This is a genomic window from Paraburkholderia sacchari, from assembly GCF_000785435.2.
In the GTDB taxonomy this organism is placed as follows: Bacteria; Pseudomonadota; Gammaproteobacteria; order Burkholderiales; family Burkholderiaceae; genus Paraburkholderia; species Paraburkholderia sacchari.
In genome coordinates, this window is the sequence record NZ_JTDB02000001.1 from 702843 (window position 1) to 729603 (window position 26761).

28 protein-coding genes and 1 pseudogene are annotated in these 26761 nt (G+C 61.6%); 18 read left to right on the forward strand and 11 right to left on the reverse strand.

What is annotated here, in order from left to right:
• Positions 1–42 precede the first annotated feature (42 nt).
• A complete protein-coding gene (locus tag NH14_RS03170) occupies positions 43–420 on the forward strand; it encodes a hypothetical protein (RefSeq protein WP_152617051.1) in 378 nt (125 codons plus the stop codon).
• Between the two features lie 11 nt (positions 421–431).
• Positions 432–1517, forward strand: a complete 1086-nt coding sequence (locus NH14_RS03175; protein WP_035521584.1) for an extracellular catalytic domain type 1 short-chain-length polyhydroxyalkanoate depolymerase — start codon at positions 432–434, stop codon at positions 1515–1517.
• A 187-nt stretch (positions 1518–1704) separates the two neighbouring features.
• Here NH14_RS03175 and NH14_RS03180 read toward each other — a convergent pair whose 3' ends face one another.
• A complete protein-coding gene (locus NH14_RS03180; RefSeq protein WP_035521581.1) occupies positions 1705–1989 on the reverse strand; it encodes a hypothetical protein in 285 nt (94 codons plus the stop codon).
• Complete coding sequence (locus NH14_RS03185; RefSeq protein ID WP_052147767.1) at positions 1986–2210, reverse strand: cold-shock protein; 225 nt, start codon at positions 2208–2210, stop codon at positions 1986–1988. Before NH14_RS03185 ends, NH14_RS03180 begins: the two co-directional genes overlap by 4 nt.
• Positions 2211–2888: 678 nt before the next feature.
• Between NH14_RS03185 and NH14_RS03190 the strand changes: the two genes are divergently transcribed.
• The 9 genes from NH14_RS03190 (at position 2889) to dhaK (ending at position 11292) form a co-directional block, all read left to right on the forward strand.
• On the forward strand, positions 2889–3908 hold the full coding sequence (locus tag NH14_RS03190; RefSeq protein ID WP_176329251.1) for a LacI family DNA-binding transcriptional regulator: 1020 nt from the start codon (positions 2889–2891) through the stop codon (positions 3906–3908).
• 115 nt (positions 3909–4023) lie between these two features.
• The gene (locus NH14_RS03195) at positions 4024–5355 is read left to right on the forward strand and encodes an ABC transporter substrate-binding protein (RefSeq protein ID WP_035521575.1); all 1332 of its coding nucleotides are present in this window, start codon (positions 4024–4026) and stop codon (positions 5353–5355) included.
• A gap of 72 nt (positions 5356–5427) precedes the next feature.
• On the forward strand, positions 5428–6384 hold the full coding sequence (locus NH14_RS03200; protein WP_035521573.1) for a carbohydrate ABC transporter permease: 957 nt from the start codon (positions 5428–5430) through the stop codon (positions 6382–6384).
• Positions 6381–7334: a carbohydrate ABC transporter permease gene (locus NH14_RS03205; protein ID WP_035521571.1), complete on the forward strand. Its 954-nt coding sequence runs from the start codon at positions 6381–6383 to the stop codon at positions 7332–7334. The genes NH14_RS03200 and NH14_RS03205 overlap by 4 nt, the downstream gene beginning before the upstream one ends.
• Positions 7331–7525 (forward strand): hypothetical protein, encoded by a 195-nt coding sequence (locus tag NH14_RS03210; RefSeq protein ID WP_028213833.1) that lies wholly within the window; start codon positions 7331–7333, stop codon positions 7523–7525. The genes NH14_RS03205 and NH14_RS03210 overlap by 4 nt, the downstream gene beginning before the upstream one ends.
• A gap of 3 nt (positions 7526–7528) precedes the next feature.
• A complete protein-coding gene (locus NH14_RS03215; protein WP_035521570.1) occupies positions 7529–8644 on the forward strand; it encodes an ABC transporter ATP-binding protein in 1116 nt (371 codons plus the stop codon).
• Positions 8637–9656: an ABC transporter ATP-binding protein gene (locus tag NH14_RS03220; RefSeq protein ID WP_035521567.1), complete on the forward strand. Its 1020-nt coding sequence runs from the start codon at positions 8637–8639 to the stop codon at positions 9654–9656. The genes NH14_RS03215 and NH14_RS03220 overlap by 8 nt, the downstream gene beginning before the upstream one ends.
• The gene (gene dhaL / locus NH14_RS03225) at positions 9653–10288 is read left to right on the forward strand and encodes a dihydroxyacetone kinase subunit DhaL (RefSeq protein ID WP_035521565.1); all 636 of its coding nucleotides are present in this window, start codon (positions 9653–9655) and stop codon (positions 10286–10288) included. Before NH14_RS03220 ends, dhaL begins: the two co-directional genes overlap by 4 nt.
• Before the next feature lie 14 nt (positions 10289–10302).
• On the forward strand, positions 10303–11292 hold the full coding sequence (dhaK, locus tag NH14_RS03230) for a dihydroxyacetone kinase subunit DhaK (protein WP_035521562.1): 990 nt from the start codon (positions 10303–10305) through the stop codon (positions 11290–11292).
• Positions 11293–11310: 18 nt separating this feature from the next.
• On the opposite strand, the gene NH14_RS03235 is transcribed toward dhaK, so the two are convergent.
• The 3 genes and pseudogenes from NH14_RS03235 to NH14_RS03245 form a co-directional block, all read right to left on the reverse strand.
• The gene (locus NH14_RS03235; protein ID WP_237179503.1) at positions 11311–11526 is read right to left on the reverse strand and encodes a hypothetical protein; all 216 of its coding nucleotides are present in this window, start codon (positions 11524–11526) and stop codon (positions 11311–11313) included.
• Positions 11527–11632: 106 nt separating this feature from the next.
• A pseudogene (locus tag NH14_RS03240) lies at positions 11633–11839 on the reverse strand (formate dehydrogenase accessory sulfurtransferase FdhD); the annotation flags it as partial.
• Between the two features lie 39 nt (positions 11840–11878).
• Complete coding sequence (locus NH14_RS03245; RefSeq protein ID WP_331253406.1) at positions 11879–12373, reverse strand: CHRD domain-containing protein; 495 nt, start codon at positions 12371–12373, stop codon at positions 11879–11881.
• A 572-nt stretch (positions 12374–12945) separates the two neighbouring features.
• On the opposite strand from NH14_RS03245, the gene NH14_RS03250 reads away from it, so the two are divergent.
• Positions 12946–14118: a TIGR03118 family protein gene (locus tag NH14_RS03250; RefSeq protein WP_035521557.1), complete on the forward strand. Its 1173-nt coding sequence runs from the start codon at positions 12946–12948 to the stop codon at positions 14116–14118.
• Positions 14119–14255: 137 nt separating this feature from the next.
• Here the strand turns inward: NH14_RS03250 and gntR are convergent, their stop codons facing one another.
• Positions 14256–15284 carry an HTH-type transcriptional regulator GntR gene (gene gntR / locus NH14_RS03255; protein ID WP_035521554.1) on the reverse strand — a complete coding sequence of 343 codons (1029 nt, stop codon included), beginning with the start codon at positions 15282–15284 and terminating at the stop codon, positions 14256–14258.
• Between the two features lie 510 nt (positions 15285–15794).
• On the opposite strand from gntR, the gene NH14_RS03260 reads away from it, so the two are divergent.
• Together NH14_RS03260 and NH14_RS03265 are read left to right on the forward strand one after the other, a co-directional pair.
• A complete protein-coding gene (locus NH14_RS03260; protein ID WP_084225026.1) occupies positions 15795–17138 on the forward strand; it encodes an MFS transporter in 1344 nt (447 codons plus the stop codon).
• 120 nt (positions 17139–17258) lie between these two features.
• Complete coding sequence (locus NH14_RS03265; protein ID WP_052147765.1) at positions 17259–18461, forward strand: porin; 1203 nt, start codon at positions 17259–17261, stop codon at positions 18459–18461.
• Between the two features lie 124 nt (positions 18462–18585).
• Here the strand turns inward: NH14_RS03265 and NH14_RS03270 are convergent, their stop codons facing one another.
• The 4 genes from NH14_RS03270 to NH14_RS03285 all read right to left on the reverse strand — a co-directional run bounded on the left by NH14_RS03270 (position 18586) and on the right by NH14_RS03285 (position 22643).
• Positions 18586–18990 (reverse strand): DUF934 domain-containing protein, encoded by a 405-nt coding sequence (locus NH14_RS03270; protein WP_035521551.1) that lies wholly within the window; start codon positions 18988–18990, stop codon positions 18586–18588.
• Complete coding sequence (locus NH14_RS03275) at positions 18987–20777, reverse strand: nitrite/sulfite reductase (protein WP_035521550.1); 1791 nt, start codon at positions 20775–20777, stop codon at positions 18987–18989. Before NH14_RS03275 ends, NH14_RS03270 begins: the two co-directional genes overlap by 4 nt.
• A 175-nt stretch (positions 20778–20952) precedes the next feature.
• A complete protein-coding gene (locus tag NH14_RS03280) occupies positions 20953–22422 on the reverse strand; it encodes an aminotransferase-like domain-containing protein (protein ID WP_052147763.1) in 1470 nt (489 codons plus the stop codon).
• A complete protein-coding gene (locus tag NH14_RS03285) occupies positions 22419–22643 on the reverse strand; it encodes a hypothetical protein (RefSeq protein WP_152617050.1) in 225 nt (74 codons plus the stop codon). Before NH14_RS03285 ends, NH14_RS03280 begins: the two co-directional genes overlap by 4 nt.
• 320 nt (positions 22644–22963) lie before the next feature.
• On the opposite strand from NH14_RS03285, the gene NH14_RS03290 reads away from it, so the two are divergent.
• Positions 22964–23167 (forward strand): DUF2970 domain-containing protein, encoded by a 204-nt coding sequence (locus tag NH14_RS03290; protein ID WP_035521891.1) that lies wholly within the window; start codon positions 22964–22966, stop codon positions 23165–23167.
• A gap of 47 nt (positions 23168–23214) precedes the next feature.
• Here the strand turns inward: NH14_RS03290 and NH14_RS03295 are convergent, their stop codons facing one another.
• A complete protein-coding gene (locus NH14_RS03295) occupies positions 23215–23925 on the reverse strand; it encodes an IclR family transcriptional regulator (protein WP_035521546.1) in 711 nt (236 codons plus the stop codon).
• A gap of 168 nt (positions 23926–24093) precedes the next feature.
• Between NH14_RS03295 and NH14_RS03300 the strand changes: the two genes are divergently transcribed.
• Genes NH14_RS03300 through NH14_RS03310 form a run of 3 tightly spaced genes read left to right on the forward strand, consistent with a single transcriptional unit; the run spans position 24094 to position 26699 of the window.
• Complete coding sequence (locus NH14_RS03300; protein WP_035521544.1) at positions 24094–24792, forward strand: RraA family protein; 699 nt, start codon at positions 24094–24096, stop codon at positions 24790–24792.
• Complete coding sequence (locus NH14_RS03305) at positions 24792–25739, forward strand: NAD(P)-dependent oxidoreductase (RefSeq protein ID WP_035521542.1); 948 nt, start codon at positions 24792–24794, stop codon at positions 25737–25739. Before NH14_RS03300 ends, NH14_RS03305 begins: the two co-directional genes overlap by 1 nt.
• Before the next feature lie 30 nt (positions 25740–25769).
• Positions 25770–26699, forward strand: coding sequence for an SMP-30/gluconolactonase/LRE family protein (locus tag NH14_RS03310; RefSeq protein WP_035521540.1), 930 nt, complete (start codon positions 25770–25772; stop codon positions 26697–26699).
• Positions 26700–26761 lie beyond the last annotated feature (62 nt).

The window sequence follows — 26761 nt, forward strand, 5'->3', positions numbered from 1 at the left end:
CTCCATAAGTCGAGTTGAGGCGACTTTCGGTCAGCAAGTCATGTGCCGCTGACCGTCGCGCCGACCTTTGTGATTGGGGTGCCGGACGGCAAGCCTCGACCCCGATCGCGGAGAAAGACCAGGGCCACCCGCAAGGATCACAGCGTCTATAGGATTCGGATTCAGCCTGCTCGACATCTCGCGCCGCGAGCCGGCACAGTAAATGCATATTGCGCTGGCGCCTGGATTGCGCCGAGCGGCTTTGGTCACGAGGCGGAAATCCAGCAGGCCGAGAATACCGGCGTTAACGCCGACCTGAAAAAGCCCATGCTGCCCGACGACCTGCTGGCGGTCGTGGCCCGCTTCAAACCATCATGCGCATCCGTGCGTCAACGCAGACGCCCGGCAGAGCGGAGAAAAGCAGCATCTGATATGGCTTAATGCGTTTGCCCATGCCAAGGAAAAAGACCGGCGTCTGGCTCAGATGCCTTGAGCTGCTCTTCCGCCCAGCGGGAGCGCGACAGAACAGGAAAGCGGTCGCGCGTAAGCCGACGACGGTCAGGGCCACTCGTACGCCCGCGCCGAAGCGTACCGGCGAACCACATCCTGGCCACCCGCTTTTGACTCGCCCTGCGGGGCGGTGGGTGCGTTCGTTTCACTCCGCGCCCACGTTGCCCGGCCGGCTCGTCAACCACCTGACGTATGCTTTGTATCTGCCTGCCGCCGTGACATCCTGGGCGGACATACCGCTCGTGGTTATGTTGCATGGTTGCAAGCAAACCGCGGAGTCGTTCGCCGCCGGCACACGCATCTGTCGGGTCGCGGAGCGCGCCGGATTTGCAGTGCTCATTCCCGAGCAGGCAAAGACCGCGCACGCGCACCGCTGCTGGCACTGGCACGAGAATCTGGCGCATTCCGAGGCGCCTGCTGTTGCGTCGCTCGTTGAGGAGATCGTCCAGGCGCACGGCTTCGACCGCGAGCGCGTCTATCTCGCCGGGATCTCGGCAGGAGCGGGTCTCGCCGCAGTGCTCGCGGTTCACTATCCAGAGCGCTTCGCCGCCGTTGGCCTGCATTCGGGCCCGGTGTTTGGCGCCGCGAGCTCCGCCATGACTGCGATGCGCGTGATGCGTGGCGGCAGCCGCGAAGACCCGCTGCGCCTCATAGAGGCGGCTGTCGATATCGCCCGCCATCCGGGCATGCCGGCCATCATTGTCCATGGGGAGCTCGATGCTGTTGTCTCGAAGCAAAATGCTGCGCAGCTTGCCATCGAATTCGCGCGCCTCAACCGGTTGATCGATGCGCAAGGCGTCCTGCGCATTGGCGAGCGAAGGACATATAGCCGGGATGCGGTCGATTACACGGACTATCGGGCGGCGGGGCGGCTCGTAGTTAGAGTTTGCATCGTTCGGGGCTTGGGCCATGCCTGGAGCGGCGGCGACCCTCGCGAAGCGTTTCATTCCGGCAAAGGTCCCGACGCGACCGCGATGCTGTGGAATTTTTTTCGACGCCAGCGGCGTTCGGCGAAGCCACTGCCGTGACCTCACCACGTTCGGCTCTTTCGCTATTCGCTTACGCTTCGCGGTTCGCAGACGCGATATGTGATTCGCGAGGCATCGCGCGCGTTGCTAATGGCGCGGAACTCATTGTGCGTCGATAGATGCTGCGATTCGGTCGGTCAGTTAGTTATGCGCACGCGTTCGATCGCCGCGCAATGGGCGGACGCGATCAGTCATGTGGGTGAGTGATTTCCTTACTGGGTAGATTATCGACTATCCTGCGGCCCGCACCGTATCCGCTCATCAACGCATCGGCTTCCGAGGCGAAGGGCTGACCGTCCACCGTGCCCAGCCTGATTGGCGGAAGGATCGCAACGACCTGACCGTCGCGAATTACGCGGACCATCACGACGTAGTCCGCGCACACGATCGTTCGCTCAGTCGGCCGAAAGATGAAATCCGACTCGACTGTTACCTCAAGCGTGAAACCGTGGCGCTCGTATGTTCTCTTCATGATGTGCCCCCCGGTGGTGGCACGACCGGGTCCCGCTCGCTTTGTTTTCCCTTGGGGCCCTGCTTGACTTCAAAGCTGATCTTCTGGCCTTCATGAAGGGATTTAAAGCCAGCTCCCTGAACCTCGGAGAAGTGAGCAAACAAGTCATCGCTGCCGCCGTCCGACGTTACGAATCCAAACTCCTTCGAATCGCTAAACCACTTGACGGTACCGGTTGCCATGTTCCGAATGTTCCTGGAAAGGACGGCTCGCTAAAGACAGGTATGCCTATAAAAAGCGCGGTCAAAAAGGAGCCCCTTATACCAGGGCGATATGACGGGAACAGGTCAATGAACACATGGCTAGTGTGTCCAAGGGCAGACGATTATGCGAGCGCGATACGACTGTCGAAAGTAAAGATATCAAACGCACCTGTGCTCGTCGATGTACGGAAGTCATGCTTGGCCGCCACGCGCGGCGCGCATCGCGCATCGCGCATCGCGTTATTGGCCTGGACACGCAGCAAGCGAGGTGCCACATGAACCTTCCAGTTCCGGCACGAAGCGTTGTAGTCGTTACGCGTAAAGCTTGCATGGCCCCCGCGTGCTGCGACGGCAGCGCCACGAGACTGAACAGATCACCGTCGGTGTTGAAACCGAACTCTGATTGACGACCATCGCGACAGTCGCGGGCGATAGTTCAGTCGCCAGGCGCGAGAGTTGGTCGTAGTCGATACCCGCCGCCTTCGATTTGAGCCGCTGCGAACTGCTCGCGCCCCACATTGGCGAGATTGTGCTGGCCTGAATGCATCACGCTTGCGAGGTTGACGCATTTAACGCGTAAAAAAAGCTTGCATTTCGTGTTCGAAAAACTATCTTTGGTTAACAAAACGATTCTTCGCCTGGCACCGGAGGAGACTCATGCCGGCTACACGTATGATGATTGCGCGTCGTGCCGGCGTGAGCGTGGCCACGGTCGATCGTGTGCTGCGCGACGACCAGGGGGTTCGTCCGGAGACAGCCGAGCGCGTCCATCTGGCGCTGGCCACGTTGCGTGACGAACGCGCAAGCCGCGGCCGGCCGGCGAAAACCACGTCATTCCGGGTCGCTTTCGTCTTACCGCAAATCAATTCCCGCTTTCTCGATCAGGTCGAGCGCGATATTGCGCTGTCCGCCAGCTTCTTTCGCGAGCATCGTCTCGTCTCGTCGTTCTATCGTTGCGACCTGTCCAGCCAGCGCGACGTAACATCGCTCGCACAGCAACTGATCGACTATGACGCGCTCGTGCTCGTGCCGCTCGACTACCCGTGGGTCGAGCGAATGATCCAGGACATGACCGATGCGAATGTGCCCGTCGTCACGGTCTTTTCGGATTTACCGTCGAGTGCGCGGGCTGCGTATGTCGGCGTCGACAACCGGATCGCTGGAAGAACGGCGGGTCTGCTGATGGGACGCTTCGTGGGCGCGCGCATCGGCACGGTCGCGGTGCTGTCGGCGTCCTCGCGTTTGCATGATCAGCTGGAGCGTCGCACGGGCTTCTCCCAGGTTCTCGAGGAAGACTTTCGCAACCTGCGCTGGCTGACCGAGCCAGACTTCGCCGAGGACGACGACAGCGCCGGTCTCGCTGTGCAAGGGCTGATGGCGGGGCACCCCGATCTCGTCGGCGTCTACGTGACGGGCGGTGGCATTTCCGGCATCGCATCGGCGTTGCAGGAATCGGGCGACAAGTCGCGGGTCGTGCTGATCGGCCACGAGTGCACGGCCGACACGCGGGCGCAACTGACGGAGCGGGCGATCGACGTCATCCTCGATCAGGATGTGCGCGGCATCGTCCATTGCGCGGGGCTCGCCGCCATCAATTTACTGAACGACGTGCGCGGCGTGCTCGCCATTCCCACGCCGGAAACCCGTATTTATCTTCGTGAGAATGCGCATGCCTGAAGCTCGCGACACGCGGACGGCTCGCTGAGTCTGCCAGAGCGCTAAATACAGCGTCCGGCGCATGGGCGCTGTCTGTCATCAGAGTGGAGACCCGACGGAGACAAGGAGAAGAGACATGATACGTCTTACGACAGCAAGGGTAATCGCGGCGCTGCTGACGTCGCTGGGGCTGAGCTTCGGATCGGCGGCATACGCGCAGGGCAAGCAGTTGACGTTATGTTGGGCCGCATGGGACCCCGCCAATGCACTCGTCGAATTGTCGAAAGACTTTACGGCGAAAACCGGCATTGCGATGAAATTCGAGTTCGTGCCGTGGACGAGCTACGCGGACCGCTTTATCAATGAACTCAATTCGCACGGAAAACTTTGCGATCTCATCATCGGAGATAGTCAGTGGATTGGCGGTGCCGCGGTCAATGGGCATTACGTGAAGCTCAATGACTTCTTCGACAAGAACAAGATTTCGATGAACGACTTCGTGCCGGCGACCGTCGTTGGCTACGCGGAATGGCCAAAGAACACGCCGAATTATTGGGCGCTGCCCGCAATGGCGGACGCCGTCGGCTGGACGTATCGCAAGGACTGGTTTGCAAGGCCGGAACTGCGTGCGGAGTTCAAACAGAAGTACAAGCGCGAACTCGAACCGCCCACTACGATGGATGAACTCAAGCAGACAGCCGAGTTCTTTCAGGGCCGAAAGATCGACGGCAAAACCGTGTATGGCGTGTATATCTTCACAGAGCGCGGTTCGGAAGGGATCACGATGGGCGTGACCAACATGCTCTATAACTTCGGCTTTGAATACGAGGATCCGAAGAAGCCGTATCGCCTGGACGGCTTCGTGAATTCGCCAGGCGCCATCAAAGGGCTCGAATTCTATAAGGCGCTTTACAAGTGTTGCACGGCGCCCGGCATGACGAACGCCTACATGCAGGAAGGGCTAGATGCGTTCAAGTCTGGCCAGGTCGCGATGCAGATGAACTGGTTTGCTTTCTTCCCCGGACTGTACAAGGACCCGAATGTCGGCGGCGACAAGATCGGCTTCTTCGTCAATCCAAAGGAAGCGAAACAGTTCACGCAGCTCGGCGGGCAAGGCATTTCCGTCGTGTCGTACTCGGACCACAAGGCCGATGCGCTCGAATACATCAAGTGGTTTGCGCAGGCCGACGTGCAGAAGAAGTGGTGGCAACTCGGCGGCTACTCGGCGGCGAAGTCGGTGGTAGATGCGCCGGACTTTCCGAAGAGCGCTCCATTTGCGCCCGCATTCCTGAAGTCGATGGCGATCGTCAAAGACTTCTGGGCCGAGCCTGCGTATGCCGAGTTGCTGCTCGACATGCAAAAGCGCGTGCACGACTATGTGGTTGCCGATAAAGGCACCTCGAAAGAAGCGCTCGATCTGCTCGTCAAGGACTGGAACAAGGTCTTCAAGGCCGAAGGGAAGAACTAGCGTCACCGCACATGAACGCGCGGACCGGCAAGCCGATCAATTTTGTCGGTCCGCGACAACAAGGAGTCAGGCATGTTGGCAAACAAGCCTTTTCCTCCGGAAGGATTGCAGACGCAAGCGCAGACGCGTGCTGCCGCGCGCCTGCGTGGGCTGTCGGACCGGACGATCGCGTGGCTGTTCATTCTTCCGACTATCGTGCTGCTGCTCGCCATCAACATCTTTCCGTTGATCTGGGCATTGCGGCTGTCGTTCACGAACTTCAAGTCGAACATGCCGAGCGTGCCTGCGCGCAATGTCGGCATCGAGAATTACACGGACATACTCACCGACGAAGACATCTGGTACGCCATGCAGGTGACGGCGCGCTTCGTGTTCTGGTCGGTCGGGCTCGAAGTGCTGCTCGGCTTCGGGCTCGCGCTGCTGATCAACCGGCAGTTCCGCGGCCATAGTTTCTGGACCACGCTGATTTTGCTGCCGATGATGCTTTCGCCCGCTGTGGTCGGCAACTTCTGGACCTTCCTGCTGCAACCGCAAACGGGACTTTTCAACGACATCGTCAGCTTTTTTACGGGCATTGCGCCGAACTCTTTTCAGATGATTGGTGACGTGCCGCTCGCGCCGTGGACCATCGTGATGGTCGATACGTGGATGTGGACGCCGTACGTGATGCTGATCTGTCTCGCGGGATTGCGTTCGATTCCGGACTACATCTACGAAGCGGCCGAAGTGGACCGTGCTTCTCCGTGGCGGCAATTCTGGTCGATAACGTTGCCGATGACCCTGCCGTTCCTGATGCTTGCGATCCTCTTTCGCGGTATCGAGAACTTCAAGATGTTCGACATGGTAAACCTGCTGACATCGGGCGGCCCGGGCTCCGTAACGGAAACTGTGTCGATCACGCTCAAGCGCGCTGCATTCGAGAAGTGGCAGACGGGGTACTCGTCCGCACTGGCGATCATCCTGTTCGTGGTGGTCTTCGGCGCGGCGAATATCTATGTGAAGGCACTCAACCGGGTGAAACAGCGATGACAGACCTTGCACTTCAACAGTCGGTGGTGGCGGCATCGCCGCGCAGCAAGACGTTCGCCGCCTTCATCGTGATCGCCTACGCACTGATTGCGGCCCTGCCGATCGTATGGATCATCCTGACGAGCTTCAAGACGCAGGAAGACGCGGTTGCCTATCCGCCCGTCGTGGTTTTCCACCCGTCGATGGAGGGCTATGTGAATCTGTTCACGATTCGCTCGCGGCAGACGCCCGAGTTCATCGCGAGCTTGCCGCCCGCTCAAACCTGGTATGACCGCGATGTGCGCAAGCGCAATATGGTGATTGCGGGGCCGTCGAAAGTCTTGCCGCGCTTCGTCAATTCGCTCGTGATTGGCTTCGGCTCGACCTTCCTTGCAGTATTTCTCGGCACGCTCGCAGCCTATGCGTTCTCGCGCTTCAAGATCCCGCTTGCCGACGACTTGCTGTTCTTCATTCTGTCCACGCGGATGATGCCGCCCATCGCCGTCGCGATTCCCATCTATCTGATGTATCGCGCTCTCGGCCTCTCCGATAGCTACGTCGGCATGATCGTGCTCTATACGGCTGTGAACGTGTCGCTCGCGGTGTGGCTGCTCAAAGGATTCATGGACGAAATCCCGCGCGAATATGAGGAAGCAGCCCTCGTCGACGGATATACGCGGTTGCAGGCCTTCGTCAAGGTCGTGCTGCCTCAGGCGATCACGGGCATTGCCGCGACGGCCATTTTCTGTCTGATCTTTGCATGGAACGAGTACGCGTTCGCATTGCTGCTGACGAGCGGCGATGCACAGACGATGCCGCCGTTCATTCCGTTCATCATCGGCGAAGGCGGACAGGACTGGCCGGCCGTCGCGGCCGCCACGACGCTGTTCGTTCTGCCCATCCTGATCTTTACCGTTGTACTGCGCAAGCATCTGTTGCGCGGGATCACCTTTGGAGCAGTGCGCAAATGAAAGCCCAACCCGCCATGCCGCGCCGGCGCCTGTTCCGACGGCGTTACTGTGAGGGCGCATCGACCGTGCTTATCGGCCTCGGAATTGCGATGCTCGTCCAGCCATTCACGGTCGGTCTCTACACCTGGTCGTTTCCCGTGATTCTGGTGGGTGCGCTGGCTTTCGTCGTGACCAGTCACTTCCCGGAGTGAGCCATGTCGACGATCGTTCTCTCCAACCTTCATAAACGCTTCGGCGCCTTCACTGCGGTGCACGACACGAATCTCACCGTGAGCAACGGCCGCTTCGTCGTGCTGCTCGGGCCGTCCGGCTGCGGCAAGACTACGACGTTGCGCATGATTGCCGGGCTCGAACTGCCGACCTCAGGCCAGATTCTGATCGACGGCGAAGATGTGACGGGATTGCGGGCGCGTCAACGCGACATTGCGTTTGTATTCCAGATGTTCGCGCTGTATCCGCATATGACTGTGCGTAACAACATCGCCTTTCCACTGAAGAACGAAGGCATCTCGCGCCGCGAGATCGTGGCGCGCGTCGATGCGGCCGCGCATATGCTGCGCATCGAAAGTCTGCTGGACCGAAAGACGGGCGGGCTGTCGGGCGGTGATCGTCAGCGCGTCGCCTTGGGCCGCGCGATTGTCCGGCACCCGAAGGCTTTTCTGATGGACGAGCCGCTCGGCACGCTCGACGCGGACTTCCGTGAACTGATGTGCCTTGAGTTGCGCAAGCTGCACAATGCGCTCAACGCAACGACGGTCTACGTGACGCACGACCAACGCGAAGCGATGGCGATGGCCGACGACATCGTTGTGATGAGCGGCGGCGAGGTGCTGCAATCCGCGTCGCCGCATGAGGTCTATCACTTCCCGGCGACCGTGTTCGTTGGGAGCTTTATCGGCAGCCCGCCGATGAATTTTCTGGCCGTGGACGGCGGCGTCGAAGCGGGCGTGGAATCGGTCTCGCTCGGCGGTGTGGCCGTGTCCGTGCCGCGCACTGTTGCATCCGCCGCGAAGGCGCTGCTTGGCGTGCGGCCCGAGCACGTCGTGATCGACGAGCGCAGTGCGTTGCGTGGACGCGTGATCGCCGACGAGTATCTCGGCTCGCATCAGATTCTGGTCGTCGAAACTGCGCTCGGCGTGGTGCGCGTGCGGGTCGGCAAGGAAGAAGGACGCGCGGCGGGGGCGCAAGTCGGGTTGTCGTTTCACAAGGAGCACACGCTCATGTACGACGCATCCAGCGGCGTGCTGCTGCCCGGCGCTGCGCGGCAGATGGCCGTCAACGGACGCGGCAACGGAGGCGCTTATGTCTGAGATTCGCCTGCATGGCGTGACGAAGCGATTCGGCGATATCGTCGCGGTGGATGATGTGTCGATCGACGTGAAAGAGGGCGAGTTCGTCGTGTTGCTCGGGCCGAGCGGCGCAGGCAAGACCACGACGTTGCGGCTCATCGCTGGTCTCGAACGCCCCGACGAAGGCGAGATTTTCATCGACGGTGCCGCGGCGACGGACATGCATCCGGCGGACCGGGACGTCGCCTTCGTCTTTCAGCAGTATTCGCTGTACCCGCATCTGACGGTGTTTGGCAACCTGGCGTTTCCGCTGCGCTCCCCGCGGCGGCGCGTGAGCGAGGCGGAAGTCACCGCGCGCGTGCAGATGGTCGCGCAGATGCTGCATATCGAGTCGAAACTTGGCAATCTGGCGACGCATCTGTCGGGCGGCGAGATGCAGCGCGTCGCCATCGGACGCGCGCTAGTGCGTCAGCCCAAGGTGTTTCTGATGGATGAGCCGCTGTCCTCGCTCGATGCGAAGTTGCGCGAGGAGTTGCGGATCGAACTGAAGCGTCTGCATCGCACGATTGGCGCGACGATCATCTACGTGACGCACGATCAAGTTGAGGCGACCACGCTTGCGGATCGCATCGGCATACTCGAACATGGACGCATCGTGCAGATGGGGGCGCCGCGCGAAGTGTATGGCAATCCCGCTTCGCTAGGCGCTGCGCAACGTCTCGGCTCGCCTCCGATCAACTTGCTGCCGCCCATGTTGTTCGATCCTTCCACGATGCCGGCCGGCACGTCGACGGTCGCGATCCGGCCTGAAGACATTGTGCTGCACGCGCCTGATACGCGCGACGTGATCAATCTTCGCGTGCTTGAATATTCCCCGCTGCGGCATTTGCTGATCATGGAGCGCGACGGCACCGCCATCGTCGCGACAACGATGACCGAACGCAATTTCACGCCTGGGCAAACAGTCGGCGTGTCGCTGCCTGCGCGCAGCCTTCTCTATTTCCGCTCCGATGGCAGGAGGATTCCGGCATGAACGGGAAAACGGTCATGGCGTGCATCGAGGCCGCGCATGAGACGCTAAAGAAACACACGGACGAGATCGCCGCGCTCGATCAGCAGATTGGCGATGGCGATCATATCTTCAACCTGTTGCGGGGCGTCGATGCGCTGCTTGCGATGCGCGCCAATATCGAGGCCGAGGCGTTTGCGCCCGCGCTGGAACAGGCCGCCTCCAAATTGCTGTCGACGGTCGGCGGTTCGTCGGGGCCGCTGTTTTTTTCGTTGCTGCACGGCATGGCAAAGGCCGCGAAGAACGCGGACACAATGAGTGTGGAGGACGCGGCGCGGATCTTCGCTGCGGGTGTCGACACCGTAGCCCAGCGCGGCAAGGCCGGCGTTGGCAGCAAGACGATGATGGACGTGCTCATCCCCGTTGCGTCACGCTTCGTGGAACTAGCCGACGGGAGTGCGGCGCCCGAAGCCGTGCTCGATGCGCTGCCGCTGACGGCCGAAGAGGGCATGCGCGCCACGCGCGACATGCTCGCGACCAAGGGGCGCGCGTCGTTTCTCGGCGAGCGTGCGCGCGGGCACATCGATCCCGGCGCACGGTCGAGCCAGTTGATGATCAGTGCGATATGTGCGCGTCTCGCGCAGGACAGAGAGTGAAAGGAGCGCAGACCATGAAAAAATTCATCAACCATGTCGACGACTTTCTAAGCGAGAGCCTTGCCGGATTCGCCGCCGCGCATGGCGATCTCGTCGTGCTCGACAACGAACCGGTGTTCGTGCGGCGCAAGACGCTGAAGCCAGGCAAGGTTGCGCTCGTCTCGGGTGGCGGCTCGGGACACGAGCCTTTGCATATCGGCTTCGTCGGGTACGGGATGCTGGATGCTGCGTGCCCCGGCCAGGTATTCACTTCGCCGACGCCCGATCAGATGATGGCAGCCGCCAAGGCCGTCGATACGGGCGCGGGAACGCTCTTCATCGTGAAGAACTATTCCGGAGATCTAATGAACTTCGAAATGGCGTCCGAGATGTCGGAGTTGCCGAATGCGATGGTGTTGATCAACGACGATGTCGCGGTCGAAAACTCCAGTTATACAACGGGGCGTCGCGGCGTCGCGGGTGCCGTCATCGTCGAGAAGCTGGTGGGCAGTCTCGCCGAAAGCGGCGCCGATCTCGAACAATGCAAGGCGTTCGGCGACCGGATCAACAAGCGTACGGCGTCGATGGGCGTCGCGTTTTCGAGTTGCACGGTGCCCGCAGCGGGCACGCTGACGTTCAAGATCGGCGACGATGAAATCGAAGTGGGCGTCGGCATTCATGGCGAGCCAGGGCGGCGTCGCGCGCGCTTTGCCACAGCCGATGCGATCGCGGCAGAGCTGCTGACGGCGATCATCGCCGATTTGAAACCGGGGAACGGCTCCGAGTTGCTGGTCTTGATCAATGGACTGGGCGGAACGCCGCTCGGGGAACTGTATCTGTTGTTCAATTCCACACGCTCGTGGCTGCACCAGCGCGGTCTCGTGGTCGCGCGCGTGCAGGTCGGATCGCTTACGACGTCGCTGGAAATGGCCGGCGCGTCGATCACCTTGTGCGTGCTGGACGACGAAATGAAGCGGCATTGGGATAGCCCGGTACATACGCCATCGCTCAGATGGGGAATGTAGCCCGTCGCCACCTGGGCGTCAGATCCGCGCACGCGGCGGCAGCGGAACCGCGCGCGGGCCGCGAGCAGGGATCAGCAGATGGAACACGCCGTGGTCCTGCCAGCGTGTGAGGCCGACAGGGCTCAACCTCAGCGTCGCGAGCGACACCACCAGGGCGGCCACCACCGTCGTGAACACCGCGACGATCGCATGGCGGCGCGAAATGCTTTCGATCGCGCCAGTGGTTTTCTTCACGAGCCAGGTGGCGCCGAGCAGGCAATATCCCGACACCACGCCTCAGGTTGCGATCACGCGCTTGCCGTTCGCGTAGATGCGCGCGAGTCCTTCGATGTCTTCGCGCGCGACACCCGCTGGCGCGTTCGAGAATCCCTTCGCTTGGCGCGCATCCCAGCGCGAACCCCAGCGCGAAGTCGTCGAGGTCGATAGGCGTCGCCATCATGACGGCGTGCGAAATGGCATTGAATATCAGCGCGACGGGCAACTCTTCAACGACGTGATCGACGGCCGCGATCGTCTCGTCACGCTTGTGACGAAGCCCCAGCAGGATCCGGGCACATCAAAAAAGACTTACTTCGCACAACGTCGATTATTTCGGCGGCGTAACCTGACCACGGATCTCGCCATCCGGGTGGTCCTTCGTGTGGACATTGATGTATAAATCTCCCGCGACGAATTCCTTCGCCTGATCTGGCGTCAGCGTAGTCTCGCCCTTGATGGGGCCCTCAATGGGAGTGCTGGTGCTACCCACTTTCGTCAGCCAAACGACAGGTTTGCCATTCTTTCCCACTGCTCCGAGGTGGAAATGCGCCATCGTTACCGGACTCGAGAGCCCGTTGCACGTTACGTTCCAGGTGACCTGGCGGGTGTCGGGATCGTAAGTGAGCCTGGCGTCGCCCGCGCCCCTGGTTTGTACTGGAGGCACCTGTTCCGAGCCATTGAGCGGTACAGAGAAAGACATGGGCGAGGCAAGCGCTACGCTCAGCGCTCCGGCGCATGCGACACCGGCAAGTGCGAAAATGGCGCTCCGTAGCTGGAATGCATTCATCTGCAGTCTCCTTTCGAGGGGAAATTCAGGCGACATACTGTGCAACACTGCGTGCGGCGTTCAGTAACCACCGCCTGAGGAATTGGTTGAACTGCTTGATGCGCCGTTTCCGCCTTGATTCATATCTCCGCTCGCGGCCACGGATCCGGAAACCGCGGCCATTCCGAGGCAAACGAGACACGCAAGAACCATCCGAAACCGCTTCATGGTGATTTCCTCCTGGGTAAGCTCGCAGGAAGCCCCGCGCCGGGGTATCCAGCGAGGCATTGGCCGCGCAATTGCCGACGCCGCCGAACCGCGGATGCATCGCGGACGCGTCGCGCGGCTCATCGCGAGCGCAGGCGTCTACATAGTCATTAACGTTGTGCGCCGGCGCCTTATTCCTCACGGGCAACATCGATTTCAGTCTGGCTGAACAGCCGCATCATACGGACAAGCGAATTTGCACTTCGCGCATGCTATCCCCTGAAAACTGTTCGTTTTTATCTAGCTATTTCAGCCATTGCGCTCGCACGAAATCGCACAAAAGAACCTTCGTCCCGGGAATAAACTCCGCGTACTCCTCGTTGAATGTCAGTCAGAGCGTTTTGACGGAAAGGAGTACGGTCATGAAGTATCCAGTCGATGTATTCGGCACCGTTGTATGCGGGGCGGTCATCGCGACTCTCGTGTCATGCGGCGGCAGCTCCAGTTCGAACAATGCGAACCCTCTTATCGAGTCGTCATTTGATGTGACGGCCCTTGTGTCCGATGGCGTGGTGCCCGCCGCGCACACTGACGCGAATTTGAAAAACCCTTGGGGCGTCGCCTTCAATCCGCAAGGTTTCGCGTGGGTCGCGGACAACGGCACCAATGTCGCGACGCTCTATGATGGCAACGGCGTGCCGCAACCGCTGGTCGTCACGATACCCGATGGCAAGAACGGTTCCGCCTCGCCTACGGGCATCGTCTTCAACGGCACACAAAGCTTCACCGTCTCGGAAAACGGCAAGTCCGGCGTCGCGGCATTCATCTTTGCAGGCGAGGGGGGCACTATTACCGCGTGGGCGCCCACCGTCGGGCCGACCAACGCATTCGTCATGTACGACGACGGTACGGGCGGTGCCGTCTACAAAGGCCTCGCACTCGCCGCGATGAACGGCAATAACTTCCTTTACGCTACCGACTTCCATAACAACAAGATCGACGTCTTCAATGCCGCTTTTGCCAAGGTCGCGATGCCTGGCGCCTTTGCGGACCCGGCGCTTCCGGTCGGCTTCGCGCCGTTCGGCATTCGGGCGATCGGGTCGAATCTGATCGTCACTTACGCGATGCAGGATGCCGCCAGGCACGACGATGTGGCGGGCGCGGGACTCGGCATAGTTGATGTGTACGACACCGCAGGCAAATTGAAGCAGCACTTCGCGACGGGCGGCTCGCTGAACGCTCCTTGGGGCATTGCGCAAGCGCCCGGCAACTTCGGGTCGATGAGCGGCGCGATACTCATCGGCAATTTCGGCGACGGCACGATCAACGCGTTCAATGCATCGAGTGGCCAGTCGATGGGGCCGCTCAAAGGGACAAACGGCAGTCCAATTGTCGAACACGGTTTGTGGGGCATCACGTTCGGCAACGACCTCAGCAATCAGCCATCCAACACGCTGTTCTTCGCGGCGGGCCCGAATAACGAAGCCGATGGCGTCTATGGAAGAATTGATCTGAATACGAGGCCAATCACAGGCACGAACACGGGTTCGGGCACCGGTACAAGCACGAGCGGTGGGACGAGCATGGGCATGTAGCGCTAACCGCGCACCAGGCATCGGCCGCTGCCGGCATAGGCGATTCCGGTCACGGGCACGTCGCGTGCGTTCGTGTTCGTGCTGGCCGCACTGCGCGTACTCTGGCGTGCGATCCACGCAGCGCCGCCATTTCCCGGTCAGGTGCTTTCGCGCACCACCAGCTCGAACCCCAGATCGACCGCCGGTTTTGCAATCGGCTCACGGTCGATCATGGAGAGCAGCAGATTGGCCGCCACGCGTCCAATCGCTGCTCTCGGCGTTCGAACCGTGGTCAGACGCGGCACGCAGTCGGCGGCGCCCGCAAGATCGTTGAAGCCGACAATGGCCACCCGGGACGGCACCTCGATGCTCTGGCGGCGGGCTTCGAACAGGGCGCCCTGCGCGAGGTCGTCGTTGCCGAAGAAGATGCCGTCGACGTCAGGGCGGCGTTGCAGCAGTTGCCGGAACAGCTCGCATCCCAGCCCGATCGACGACGGAGACGGCGTGAGCACTTCGAGATCGGGGTCGTAAAGGCCCTGATGCCTGAGCGCCTCGCGAAAGCCCTCGGCGCGCTGCATCGTCCGCGAATCGAGCTGCGCGCCGACAAACGCATTGCGGCGGCAGCCGCGTTCAAGCAGATGCCGGGCTACGGCTTCGCCGGCCCGCACCTGCGAAAAGCCGACGCAGGGCACGCCCGCGGCTTCGTCGAGCTCCATGATGTGCACGCAGGGCACGCCACTCGCGTCGATCAGGCGCCGCGCGCTTTCCGTGCGGTCGAAGCCGCTGACGATCAGCCCGCTGGGCGGCGACGCCAGGTAATGGCGGATCAGGTCTTCCTCAGCGTTGCGCGAGTAGTGCGAATTGCCGATCAGGACTTCGTAGCCGCGCGGGCGCAGCACGGTGTGAATCGACTCCAGCACGTCCACGAAAACCGCATTCGAGATCGACGGAATCACCACGGCGACGGCGTCGCTGCGCGAGGACGCGAGCGCGCGCGCCGCGGGGTTCGTGACATAGTTGAGCTCCGCTGCGGCGGCCTTGACGCGCTCCACGTAGTCGGGCCCCACGGTCCCCACGCCGCGCAAGGCGCGGGATGCCGTGATCGTGCTCACACCAGCGCGCCGGGCCACCTCTTCGAGCGTGGGCCGGCCGGTGCTGCGGGTTTTCCTGAGTGTCGATGTTGCCATGATCGATCTAGGATAGCGCTGTCTCGCACCCAATGCAATTGGTAGGGCCGGATAGGATATCCGTAAAGGATGGCACTCGGTAAGCGTTTTTTTTGCAGGCGGGAGATAGCGCTACCTCAACGCTCATGGAGAGCCGGTTCGAGCGTGCCGCCGGCCTGGAGGGTGCGCGGTGCTGGCCTGCTCGGCGCTCAAGGAGCGTTATCGGGACCAGTTGCGCACCGCTGCGGCGTCGCCCGGTTTCGTGTTTCTCCGTCTACCGCAATCGGAGGCGCTGCGGCGTTGTTGCGCGGCGCGAGGATCATTTCGTACCTGCGTCGCGGGTCGAAAGCCAGTTCGCCATGCTGGAGCCGCCGGTCGCCGGAGCGCTGACCCTGACCGTCGGCGGATTGCGCTCGCTGGCCAGCATGGCCGGTGGATTTTATGCGGGTCGAGTGAGATAGCGCTGTCTTTTGCTTGCCTCGCCGGGGCGGCAAAGCAGAGAACCAGAACTAGATATTCAAGGAGACGATGATGGCAATTGCATCAGGAAAACGCATCCCCAACCGTCGTTGGGCCATAGGGCTGTTGCTGGGCATAGGCGTGCTCATCAACTACTTCGACCGCATCAACCTCTCGGTGGCGGCACCGCAGATGAAGGAGGCGTTCAACCTCTCGCCGGGCGAGATGGGTCTGTTATTCAGCGCATTCTTCTGGCCGTACGCCTTGCTGCAGGTGCCGGCCGGTCTTCTGCTCGATCGCTACGGCGTAACGCGCATTGGCCGGCTGGGTGCCTTCCTGTGGGGCCTTGCGTCCGCCATCACCGTTTTCGCGAGCGGCTTCGGCGGGGTGTTTGCTGCGCGTGCGGTGCTCGGGATTGCGGAAGCGCCCGGGTTTCCGGTCAGTTCGAAGGCGACGGGCTACTGGTTTCCGCGCAATGAACGCGCGCTGGCGACGGCCATCTTCGACGCCGCGGCGAAGTTTTCCAATGTGATCGGCGTGCCGCTGGTCGCGGTTGTCGTCGTGAACGCCGGATGGCGATGGGGCTTTGGCGTAACCGCGCTGCTGAGTTTCGCGTATTTCATCGCATTCCTGACGATTTATCGCGATCCAGGCAAGGACAGCCGGCTTTCGGCGGAGGAACTGAACTATATCCAGCAGGGCGGCGCGACGCCCGAAGGCACGCCGGGCGGCAGCGTGTTCGGCATGCTCGGCTACCTGCTGACGAAGACCAAGGTGTGGGGGCTGACGATCGGTTTCGCCGCCTACGGCTACTCGTTCTATCTGTTCCTGACCTGGCTGCCAGGCTATCTGGTCCAGACCATGCACATGAGCATTCTCAAGTCGGCGGGCTTTGCCGCGATTCCGTGGGCCGTTGCCACGGCGACCGATCTGCTCGTCGGCGGCTGGCTGATCGATCACCTGATCGCACGCGGCAAGGACGAGACGCGCGTACGCAAGGCGGTGTTGGTGACGGGCATGTTGTTCGGCCTCGCGGTATTCGGCGCGACGCAGACCACCAATCCCGGTTGGGCGATCTTCTGGATCTCGATTGCGCTGGGCGGTCTCGCGGCGGCAGCGCCCGTGGGCTGGTCGTTGCCTTCGCTGATTGCGCCGAAGGGCGGCGTGGGCACCATCGGCGGCATCATGAATTTCGCCAACAACCTGATGGGCGTAGCCGCGCCGATCGTGACGGGCTTCATCGTTGGCGCGACGAATTCGTTCACCAACGCGTTCCTCGTGGCGGGCGTAATCCTCGCAATCGGCATCGTGTCGTTCGTGTTCGTGATGGGGCGTATCGAAGCGATTCCGGAGCCTGCCGCCAAAGCCGAAGCCGATGCTCGTACGGCTTCAAAAACAAGGACTCCGGCGGAGTGAACGGCTGTGAAGCGGCGGCCCGGAAGGGCACGCCGCATTGAATTACCGGGAATTATTCCGGACTGCAAAGAATAATGAATCGACTACAACCTCGAATCGAGGACCTGGAGAAAACTCGCAATGAAGAAGAATGCTCAACGACGCTTGTTCGGTTTCGCGGCTGTGACTTCGCTGGCTGCGGTGGCTAGCGCACCCGCGTTCGCACAAAGCAGCGTGACGCTGTATGGCATCATCGACGAAGGCGTTATGTTCCTGAACAACACCGGTGGGGCGACAGGGGGGAAGAAGATTTTCCTTGATTCGACGAGCGGTATTAACGGTAGCCGTTGGGGCTTCAAAGGCTCTGAGGACCTGGGTGGCGGTCTTCAGGCCATCTTCACGCTGGAGGGCGGAATCAATATCAACAACGGCCAGTCAGCACAAGGAGGAACTTTCCTCGGGAGACAGGCCTTTGTGGGATTGAGCAGCAATAAGTTTGGAAGCCTGACATTTGGCCGGCAATACGATTCTATTATCTATTTTCTGCAACCCTTGACCTCGCAAGGTTCGCAGGCCGGTTCAGCGGCATTCCAGCACCCCGGCGATCTCGACAACACGGGCAACTCCGTGCGGGTGAACAACGCCGTGCGCTTCATGAGCCAGAACTACGGCGGATTCACTTTCGGTGGCGAATACAGCGTGGGTGGCGTAGCGGGCAACGTAACCGCGAACAGTGGTTACTCGGTTGGCGCGGCCTATTCGAATGGCCCATTCAGTTTCGGTGCTATCTACGAATACTTCAAGAATCCGACTTCGGCGACCGCGGGCTCAGGTTTCTTCACGAACAATGCAAACGGGAGCTCGCAACTTGCCTACTCGCTGAACAAGGGGTATGCGAGCGCCACGGCTTATCAAGTCATCGGTGCCGGCGCAGGTTACACGATCGGCTCGCTTTCCCTCGCAACGTCGTACACGAATGTCCAGTATGGAAATCTGGGCGCCGGGTTCGCTGGCGCGACAGCGCGATTCAATAACGTGGACTTTACCGCCAAGTACATGGTGACACCGACATTTGCAGTGATGGCCGCCTACGATTACCTGAACGGCGCGGGCGTGACGAAAACCAATGGACAAATGGTTGGCGACCAGCACTACAACCAGGTGAGCGTCATGGGCGATTATTTCCTGTCGAAACGCACGGACGTGTATCTGGAAGGCGCATGGCAGCGTGCTTCCGGAACCTCGTCGACGGGGGCGGCTGCGGTTGCGAATATCGGCAGCCTTGGTGACTCGAGCAACAATCACCAGATTGTCGTTCGTGCAGCTTTGCGGCATCGATTTTAAGAAGGCTCGGGTGCAAATCTGCACCCGAGATGCTGCGGGCCGCGCCTGAAATGCTCGAGATGGTGGAATGAAAGGCTCCGGCGGCGCGCAGCCGCCGGTTTGCGCATCGCCGCCGTGACGATAGCTAGCGCGATACAGGCCCGCGCCACGGAGCTTCCCGCAGCACATCACCCTGATAGAACGCCGGAAAGCGTTCGAGTTGCCGAAGCGCGTCCTCCATGGAAACCCCTCGGCTCAATACGGCACTTGAAAAACCCATGCGCTCCATCTGCAGCAGTTGATCGACGAGCACTTCGCCTGTCGCGCGCAGATCGCCTCGAAATCCGAGCCGGCGCCTGACAAGGTAGGCCTGGCTATAGGCACGCCCGTCGGTGAACGCGGGGAACTGAAGCTCCACGCGCTCCGCGGCTGCGATTTCGGCAGCACTGGCGAGCACATCGGCATCGTTCGAAAAAATCAGTACCTTTGCCGAATCGTCTTCGTCATGTTCCTGGGCGCTTAGAAGCCGAATACGCGAGGCGTTCGTCATGCCATGCTCTCCGCCGTCGCGCGTACCGCATTCGCGGCGGCCTTGAACGGTTCCAGCCCCACGCGCCGCACCGTTTCGATGAAGGTCTCGCAGCGCTCGCCGCTGCGTTCACGCAGCACGTGATAGGCACGCAGCAGCGCGTCGATGGCCTCCGGCACTTCCTCCGCCGAGAACGACGGGCCGATCACCTTGCCGGGCCGCGCATCGCCGCTGCGTGCGGAGCCGTCCGAGCCGCCGAGCGTTATCTGGTACCACTCCTCGCCATCCTTGTCGACCCCGAGTATGCCGATGTGTCCGCTATGGTGATGGCCGCACGAATTGATGCAGCCGCTGATATGCAGATCGATCTCGCCGATATCGTTGAGTTCGTCGAGGTCCTGGTAGCGCTCCATGATGCTCTGTGCGATCGGCAGGGAGCGGGCGTTGGCGAGCGCGCAGAAGTCGCCGCCGGGGCACGCGATCATGTCGGTGAGCAGATGCACGTTGGCGCTCGCGAGTCCGACTGCGGACGCGGCCTGCCAGAGTTCGAGCAAATCGTCGGCATGGACCCACGGCAGGACGATGTTCTGCGTGTGCGTGACGCGCGCCTCGCCGGCAGAGAACCGATCCACGAGATCGGCCACGCGTTCGAGCTGCCCGGCCGAGGCGTCGCCGGGTGCCTGCAGCGGGCGCTTGAACGAAAGCGTGACAATGCGAAGCGCAGCGATCTTGTGCGGCGCGACGTTGCGTTCGAGCCATCGCGCAAGTTGCGGCATACGCGCGGCGGCCGCCTCAAGCGCCGCGGCCGCGTCCTTATCCACCACGCGCACCGTGTCGAGCTTTTCCGGTTCGACGAAGCACGCGCTCACGCGCTCGAACTCGGCCTGAGGAATCGTGTGCGGACCGCCGTCGTAATCGACGATTTGCCGGAACTCATCCTCGACCGCGTCGATGAACCTTTGGCCCTCGGCCTTCACGAGGATCTTGATGCGCGCCTTGAACTTGTTGTCGCGCCGCCCGTACTGGTTGTACACGCGCACCACGGCCTCGATGTAGTTCATGATATGCCGCCATGGCAGGAACTCGCGCAGCACCGTGGCGATCAACGGCGTGCGCCCCATGCCGCCGCCCACGCTCACGCGAAAGCCAAGCTCGCCGTCCTGGTTGCGCACGAGACACAGGCCCACATCGTGCCAGTCGGTCGCCGCGCGGTCTTCGGCGGCACCCATGATCGCGATCTTGAACTTGCGTGGCAGGAACGCGAACTCGGGATGCAGCGTCGTCCACTGGCGCATGATCTCGGCGAACGGGCGTGGGTCCGCAATCTCGTCGGGCGCGACGCCCGCGCGTTCGTCGCAGGAAATGTTGCGGATGCAGTTACCGCTCGTCTGGATACCGTGCATGTTCACAGTCGCGAGCAGGTCCATGACGTCAGCTGCCTTCGCGAGCGGGATCCAGTTGAACTGGACGTTGGTGCGCGTCGTGAAGTGCGCATGATGCGTGGGCAGGCGCAACGTACCGAGTGCCCTCTGCGTTTCGAGCGCATGGCGATAGACCTCGGCCTCGGGTTCGTCATACTCGCGGGCTACGCGTGCGAGCACGCGTAGCTGCGCGCTCGAAAGCTCCCCATAGGGTACGGCCACGCGAAGCATCGGTGCGTGACGCTGGACGTACCAGCCGTTTTGCAGACGCAGCGGACGAAATTCGTCTTCGCTGAGCTGGCCGTTCTGCCAGCGTTCGATCTGGTTGCGGAACTGCGCCGCCCGGCTTGCCACGAAGGCCCTGTCGAATTCGGTGTAGCGATACATGGATGGCCTCGGAAATGCCGACGCGCGGCGAAGAAGGACATCGTGAAGTTATCGCGTCCGCATCCGCGCCCCAAGGAGCAGATCCGGCAGAAACAAGCGCAGCAGGGCGTGAACAACGTGGTTGGGCCGCATCATCACCGCGCCATCGAACGCGTCACCAGGCCAAGGATGGGCGTCAAAGATTTCCGCGCGACACTTCCTCCGACGCCGCTGTTCCAACGCCGCTAACGCGTACCGCGGGATCATTGAGGATTTCCGAAAGCGCCCGGATCGCGTCCTCCATTTTCGCGTCCCACGCGTGGCCGTAGTTCAGCCGGACGCAGTTCTGGAATGAATGGGTGGCCGAGAAGATCGGACCGGGTGCGATGCTGATGCCGTGCTTGATAGCCAAGCGGTGCAACGCCATCGCATCCACGGCGTCCGGCAGTTGCAGCCAGACAAAATAGCCCCCGTTTGGCGTAACCCAGCGTACCTCCGGCGGCAGCCAGCGCTTAAGGGCTGCCTCCGTCTGTGTTAGCTGCGAGCGCATCGCTGCACGCAGCTTGCGCAGATGTTTGTCGTATCCACCATACTGCAGATAATCAGCGATCCCGGCCTGAGCGGGAATGCTCGCAGAGAGCGTCGTCATGAGTTTCAGACGCTGGATCTTGTCGGCGAAGCGGCCGGCGGACACCCAGCCTATACGGTAGCCAGGCGCAAGCGTCTTCGAGAACGAACTGCAGTGCATGACAAGGCCCTTCGTGTCGAATGCCTTCGCAGGCAGCGGCCGGTCGCGGCCGAAGTGCAATTCCTGGTACACGTCGTCTTCAATCAGGGGAACGTCTCGAGCGCCCAGCAGTTCGACGAGCGCCTTCTTCTTCTCTACCGATAGCGTAACGCCCGTGGGATTCTGGTAGTTCGTCATGAACCAGCATGCGCGGATCGGATATTTGTCGAGTGCGCGCCCGAGTGCATCCAGATCCAGGCCCGTGACCGGATCGAAGGGGATCTCAACCGCGCGCAGATCGAGCCGCTCAATGGCCTGCAAAGCCGCATAGAAGCCGGGGGATTCAACGGCGATCGCATCGCCCGGCCTCGTAACGGCCATCAGGCAGAGATTCAGCGCCTCGAGCGCGCCGTTGGTCACCACGATCTCGTCGAAGGGTACGGACAGGCCCATGCCGACATAGCGCAGGCCAATCTGCCGGCGGAGATGATCGTTGCCAGGTGGCAGGTCGGCAACGGTACTCCAGGGACTCAGCGAGCGAGTGCCTCGCACAAGCGATTTCAACAGCCGGGCAGAAGGGAATAGCAGCGGCGAGGGAAAGGCAGACCCGAGCGGGACAATGCCGGGGTGCTTTGCGGCATCGAGCACCGAGAACACGAGATCGGTGATGTCCACGCGAGTTGACTCGGCAAGCGAAGCTGCCTGAGCCTTTGGCGCGGATTTCACTCCTGCACCGGGCGTCACAAAGTAACCCGAACGCTCCTGAGCGCGGATCAACCCCCATTCCTCTAACAGATAGTAAGCGCGCAGCACGGTCGACTGACTGACACCGTGCTGGGCAATGATATGGCGCAGGGAAGGGAGACGCGATCCGATCGGGATATGGCCGGACCGGATCTCGTCCGCGAGCGTGTTAGCTAATGCCTCGTAGCGGTTCATGATGGCCGTTGTTCGAAGGGCAATTCGGCGTGGTCGGTTTTGCCCCGGAACACACGATAACCGAGTGCCGTGTATGCGAGGATAACCGGAACGACAACGAGCGCGCCAGCCAGAGTGAAGGTCTGGCTCCGCCGCTCACGCTGCGCGCAGCGTGGTCGAGCGATCTCGCCAATCGCGACAATCGCGACAATCGCGACAACGAACTGCTGCGCTGATTTCATCGTCGTCTGCTTCTGTACGGGGGCTTCGCAGGGAAGGATCATTGTCGCCAGCGCGCATCGAACTCCGGGTCTGTTCTCCCGGGATGCGCCGGGATTACTGCGCGAGTGCCTGGATCATCACCTAAACCCGCAGAGCTTGCGGCTCTTATTGCCTGTAGCGCGGCAAGCCCTTTGCCCCGGCGCGAGCGCCGGGGCTTTTCTCGTGGCTGCGGTAAACACGCTCGGACTGCATCGCTCAAAGCGTCCGCAACTGCTGCTTTTTTCGCTCTTCGATAAGTTTGAACATAGCGTTCATGCGATCGATCGAAATGGAGAAAATGATGGAACTCATCCGCATGGTACGCATTGTTCTGTGGAGTTTCTTCGGCGTGCGCAAGAGCGCAGCTCATGAAGCCGACTTCGCCAATGTGAACTTTAGTTGGCTGCCGTTCGTGGCGGTTGGGCTGGCGGCTTTCATTGGCGCCTGCATACTTGGCGTCGTACTGCTGGTTGCACACTCCACGGGAACCGCACAAGGGTTCTGAAGATCCGCGACCGGATATCCGTATGGTTGCGGGTCGAGAGGCGCCGCTCACGCGCCGTACAATTTCTCGCAGAACGCCGCACTTGCACCAAGCCTTCGAGACAGATCTGCAGCGGCATCCAGTTGCACACGGTCGAGCTCACCCGATGCGTGTGCGGGACTGAGGCGCGACGCAGGACCCGAAAGCGTGAGGGCCGCCATGAACTTGTCGCCGGCGCCAAAGATCGGTATCGCGAACGCTGCGGTATGAACATCGCGCGCACCAGCGGTGAAGATCGGCAGCGCGGGCGACTTATCGTAGATCGGTTCACCAAGTCCCCAGAAACGGATCACCTGGCTAATGGCCGTGTCGTCGAGCGCAAACGCCGTTCCGGCGAGCCGCGTCTCCCGAAGACCTTCCGACGGTTCGGCACGGAAAAGGCAAAGCCGCTGACCGTTGTCGTGAACGTAGTACGATGCGCTTTCCTTCGTCAGCGCAGCCAGTGCGTGCAGTGCAGGCTCGACCACCGACGACAGATGGAATGACTGTTCATACAGCTTGCCCAGGTACAGCACGCGATGCCCGAGTGAATACGCGCCACCCTGCGAGCGCACGACATACCCCATCCGCTCAAGTGAATTCATGAGGCGATAGACCGTCGTCTTGTGCATGCCCGATGCTTGCGCGAGCATTGCGAGCGACTGCGATTCAGCGCCTGGCTTGAAGCAGTCCAACAGCGAAAGCGCTTTCTCGACAGCGACCACACCGTCGTTTCCCATTGATCGTCTCCCGTCATCCGTTGCTGGTGATTGTACACAGTAAAACGATGGTGTACACCGTAAAAGGGTAACCGCTAGTGTTGTCGCGCCCCCCGCCTGGCTATAGTGATTTCACCACGTACACCATTGTTGTACAGAGTACAACGATCAAAGCTTGAGGTGAAATTCATGAGCACGACATCCGCAGCGACTTCCCCCATCAATCGCAACATCGAACGTGTGCCGCAGGAACTGGTCGAGGCGGCCGCCCGTTATCAGGCGGCGATCCTTGCCGATGTGGCGGGCCGACGCGGCACGGTGCATGGCCGCGTACAGCCGCTGTCGCCGAAGATGAAAGTCGCCGGTCCGGCCGTGACGGTCGAAGTGCGCCCGGGCGACAACCTCGCCATCCATGCAGCGCTCGCGATCGCGAAGCCGGGCGATGTCATCGTCGTCGACGGCAAGGGCGATATCTCCTGCGCCTTGCTCGGCGAAATCATGGCGACGCAGGCCAAGGCGAGCGGCATCGCCGGCATCATCATCGATGGGGCGGTGCGCGACGCACACGAACTCGCTCACGGCGACTACCCGATCTTCTCGGCCGGCCTCAATCCGTGCGGTCCGACGAAAAGCGTGGCGGGACTCGTGAATGCGCCGATCTCGATTGGCGGGACGGCAGTCAATCCCGGCGACCTCGTGGTGGGCGATGCGGACGGCGTCGTGGTCATTCCGCGTAAGGACGTCGCTCGCATCATCGATCTTGCGCAAAAGAAGCTCGATATGGAAACCGCGCGTATCGCCGCGATTCACAAGGGCGATGTGCGTCCGGGTTGGATCGAGAAGGAACTGCGAGCAGCAGGCATGCTGGCCGAAGGCGAGGCGCTGTGATGCAGTCCGCCACTCACAAACCCGTCGTCCTTGTGACGGCCGCCGACCTCGCGCCGCAAGCGCTCGACATGCTGACGCAGTTCGACGTCGTGTTCGCCGGCAAGCAGCCCACGGAAGACGACATCGTCGCGCTATGCGCGGCCCACAACCCCGTTGCCATCATCGTTCGATACGGCAAGGTCAACGCCCGCATCATGGATGCGGCTGCGAATCTGCAAGTGATCTCGAAGCACGGCAGCGGCATCGACGTGATTGATCAGGAAGCCGCCGCAGCGCGCGGCATCGCGGTACGCGCCGCGATTGGCGCTAACGCCGCCGCCGTAGCGGAGCACGCATGGGCGCTGATTCTCGCTTGCGCCAAATCCGTGCCTCAGCTCGACATGCGCATGCGCGACGGTCACTGGGACAAATCCACGCACAAGTCCGTCGAGCTAGACGGGCGCACGCTCGGTCTGGTCGGACTGGGCGCAATCGGCAGACGCGTTGCCGCAATCGGTGCTGCCTTCGGCATGCAGGTGCTCGCGTTCGATCCCTATGCGAAAGAAGTGCCTGCGGGCGTGAAGCGGGTGTCGCTCGACGAACTGTATGCCGCATCCGACGTCGTGTCGTTGCACTGTCCTTTAACGGCTGAGAACCGCAAGATGCTGAACCGCGACACGCTCGCGCAATTCAAGCGCGGCGCGATTCTCGTCAACACGGCGCGCGGCGGTTTGATCGACGAAGCCGCGCTCGCCGAGGCGCTCGCAAGCGGCCAGTTGCGTTCGGCGGGTCTCGACAGCTTCGACGTCGAGCCGATGACGACGCCGCATCCGTTCCAGCAGATCCCCGACGCGATCCTGTCGCCGCATATCGGCGGTGTGAGCGATGCCGCGTACGTGAACATGGGCAAGGGCGCTGCCGCCAATGTTCTCGCGGTTATCGAGGAACACGCGCGCAACGCAGCCTGACGTTCACAAATTCGCAAGAGAAGGTCCCCCATGTTCTATCTCACCTCGCCCGAAGTGCGCACAGCCGAAGTCTTCACGCGCATGCCGGAAAAATTCCGCAAGCCAGACGTCCAGACGGATTGGGCGCGCGCCAATCGCGGCGGCCTCGCTACCGATTCGTTCCTCGAGGGTCCTGTCTGGGACCCCGACGGTTATCTGTTCGTCACCGACATCCCGCATGGCCGCGTGTTCCGGATATCGGCCGCGGGCGAGTGGGAACTCGTCGTGCAGTACAACGGCGAGCCGAACGGAATGAAGCGTTTCGACAACACGCACCTGCTCATCACCGACTATCGCAACGGCCTGATGCTGCTCGACATCGTGCGAGGCGAAGTGCGCCCGTTTCTCGAGCGCCGCAACAGCGAGCGCTTCAGGGGCGTGAACGACCTGACGTTCGATTCGCGCGGCAACCTGTACTTCACGGATCAGGGGCAGTCGGGGCTGCATGATCCGACGGGCCGCGTGTATCGCCTGTCACCCGACGGCAAGCTCGACATGCTGCTCGGCAATTGCCCGAGCCCTAACGGCCTCGTGCTGTCGATCGACGAGAAAGTGCTGTTCGTCGGCATGACGCGCGGCAACTGTGTGTGGCGCGTGCCGCTGCAGGCGGACGGCTCGGTCAGCAAGGTCGGGCAGTTCTTCACGTCCTATGGCCCAAGCGGCCCGGACGGTCTGACCATCGATTCCGAAGGTCGCCTCTTCGTCGCGAACCCTGGGCTCGGTCGCGCATGGGTGCTGAACCATCGCGCCGAGCCGGTCGAAATTCTGACGAGCCCCGAAGGCGCGTCGCTCACGAATCTCTGCTTCGGCGGCCCCGACATGAAGACGCTGTTCATGACCGAATCCGTGTCGGGAGCAGTCCTGAAAGCCGCGATGACGATTGCCGGGCCGCTTCCCAGCCGGGCGAAGCCGATCGTCTGAGCCGCGGCGGGCACAGCGCCCGCCATACATCAATGCATCGCGCCGATAGAAGCGCGATGGAG

Excerpts from the sequence above, each read along its gene's own strand:
- NH14_RS03175 (WP_035521584.1), top strand. The coding sequence starts at position 432 with ATGCCAAGGAAAAAGACCGGCGTCTGGCTCAGATGCCTTGAGCTGCTC.
- NH14_RS03180 (WP_035521581.1), bottom strand. The coding sequence starts at position 1,989 with ATGAAGAGAACATACGAGCGCCACGGTTTCACGCTTGAGGTAACAGTC.
- NH14_RS03185 (WP_052147767.1), bottom strand. The coding sequence starts at position 2,210 with ATGGCAACCGGTACCGTCAAGTGGTTTAGCGATTCGAAGGAGTTTGGA.
- NH14_RS03190 (WP_176329251.1), top strand. The coding sequence starts at position 2,889 with ATGCCGGCTACACGTATGATGATTGCGCGTCGTGCCGGCGTGAGCGTG.
- NH14_RS03195 (WP_035521575.1), top strand. The coding sequence starts at position 4,024 with ATGATACGTCTTACGACAGCAAGGGTAATCGCGGCGCTGCTGACGTCG.
- NH14_RS03200 (WP_035521573.1), top strand. The coding sequence starts at position 5,428 with ATGTTGGCAAACAAGCCTTTTCCTCCGGAAGGATTGCAGACGCAAGCG.
- NH14_RS03205 (WP_035521571.1), top strand. The coding sequence starts at position 6,381 with ATGACAGACCTTGCACTTCAACAGTCGGTGGTGGCGGCATCGCCGCGC.
- NH14_RS03210 (WP_028213833.1), top strand. The coding sequence starts at position 7,331 with ATGAAAGCCCAACCCGCCATGCCGCGCCGGCGCCTGTTCCGACGGCGT.
- NH14_RS03215 (WP_035521570.1), top strand. The coding sequence starts at position 7,529 with ATGTCGACGATCGTTCTCTCCAACCTTCATAAACGCTTCGGCGCCTTC.
- NH14_RS03220 (WP_035521567.1), top strand. The coding sequence starts at position 8,637 with ATGTCTGAGATTCGCCTGCATGGCGTGACGAAGCGATTCGGCGATATC.
- dhaL (WP_035521565.1), top strand. The coding sequence starts at position 9,653 with ATGAACGGGAAAACGGTCATGGCGTGCATCGAGGCCGCGCATGAGACG.
- dhaK (WP_035521562.1), top strand. The coding sequence starts at position 10,303 with ATGAAAAAATTCATCAACCATGTCGACGACTTTCTAAGCGAGAGCCTT.
- NH14_RS03245 (WP_331253406.1), bottom strand. The coding sequence starts at position 12,373 with ATGTCGCCTGAATTTCCCCTCGAAAGGAGACTGCAGATGAATGCATTC.
- NH14_RS03250 (WP_035521557.1), top strand. The coding sequence starts at position 12,946 with ATGAAGTATCCAGTCGATGTATTCGGCACCGTTGTATGCGGGGCGGTC.
- gntR (WP_035521554.1), bottom strand. The coding sequence starts at position 15,284 with ATGGCAACATCGACACTCAGGAAAACCCGCAGCACCGGCCGGCCCACG.
- NH14_RS03260 (WP_084225026.1), top strand. The coding sequence starts at position 15,795 with ATGGCAATTGCATCAGGAAAACGCATCCCCAACCGTCGTTGGGCCATA.
- NH14_RS03265 (WP_052147765.1), top strand. The coding sequence starts at position 17,259 with ATGAAGAAGAATGCTCAACGACGCTTGTTCGGTTTCGCGGCTGTGACT.
- NH14_RS03270 (WP_035521551.1), bottom strand. The coding sequence starts at position 18,990 with ATGACGAACGCCTCGCGTATTCGGCTTCTAAGCGCCCAGGAACATGAC.
- NH14_RS03275 (WP_035521550.1), bottom strand. The coding sequence starts at position 20,777 with ATGTATCGCTACACCGAATTCGACAGGGCCTTCGTGGCAAGCCGGGCG.
- NH14_RS03280 (WP_052147763.1), bottom strand. The coding sequence starts at position 22,422 with ATGAACCGCTACGAGGCATTAGCTAACACGCTCGCGGACGAGATCCGG.
- NH14_RS03285 (WP_152617050.1), bottom strand. The coding sequence starts at position 22,643 with ATGAAATCAGCGCAGCAGTTCGTTGTCGCGATTGTCGCGATTGTCGCG.
- NH14_RS03290 (WP_035521891.1), top strand. The coding sequence starts at position 22,964 with ATGGAACTCATCCGCATGGTACGCATTGTTCTGTGGAGTTTCTTCGGC.
- NH14_RS03295 (WP_035521546.1), bottom strand. The coding sequence starts at position 23,925 with ATGGGAAACGACGGTGTGGTCGCTGTCGAGAAAGCGCTTTCGCTGTTG.
- NH14_RS03300 (WP_035521544.1), top strand. The coding sequence starts at position 24,094 with ATGAGCACGACATCCGCAGCGACTTCCCCCATCAATCGCAACATCGAA.
- NH14_RS03305 (WP_035521542.1), top strand. The coding sequence starts at position 24,792 with ATGCAGTCCGCCACTCACAAACCCGTCGTCCTTGTGACGGCCGCCGAC.
- NH14_RS03310 (WP_035521540.1), top strand. The coding sequence starts at position 25,770 with ATGTTCTATCTCACCTCGCCCGAAGTGCGCACAGCCGAAGTCTTCACG.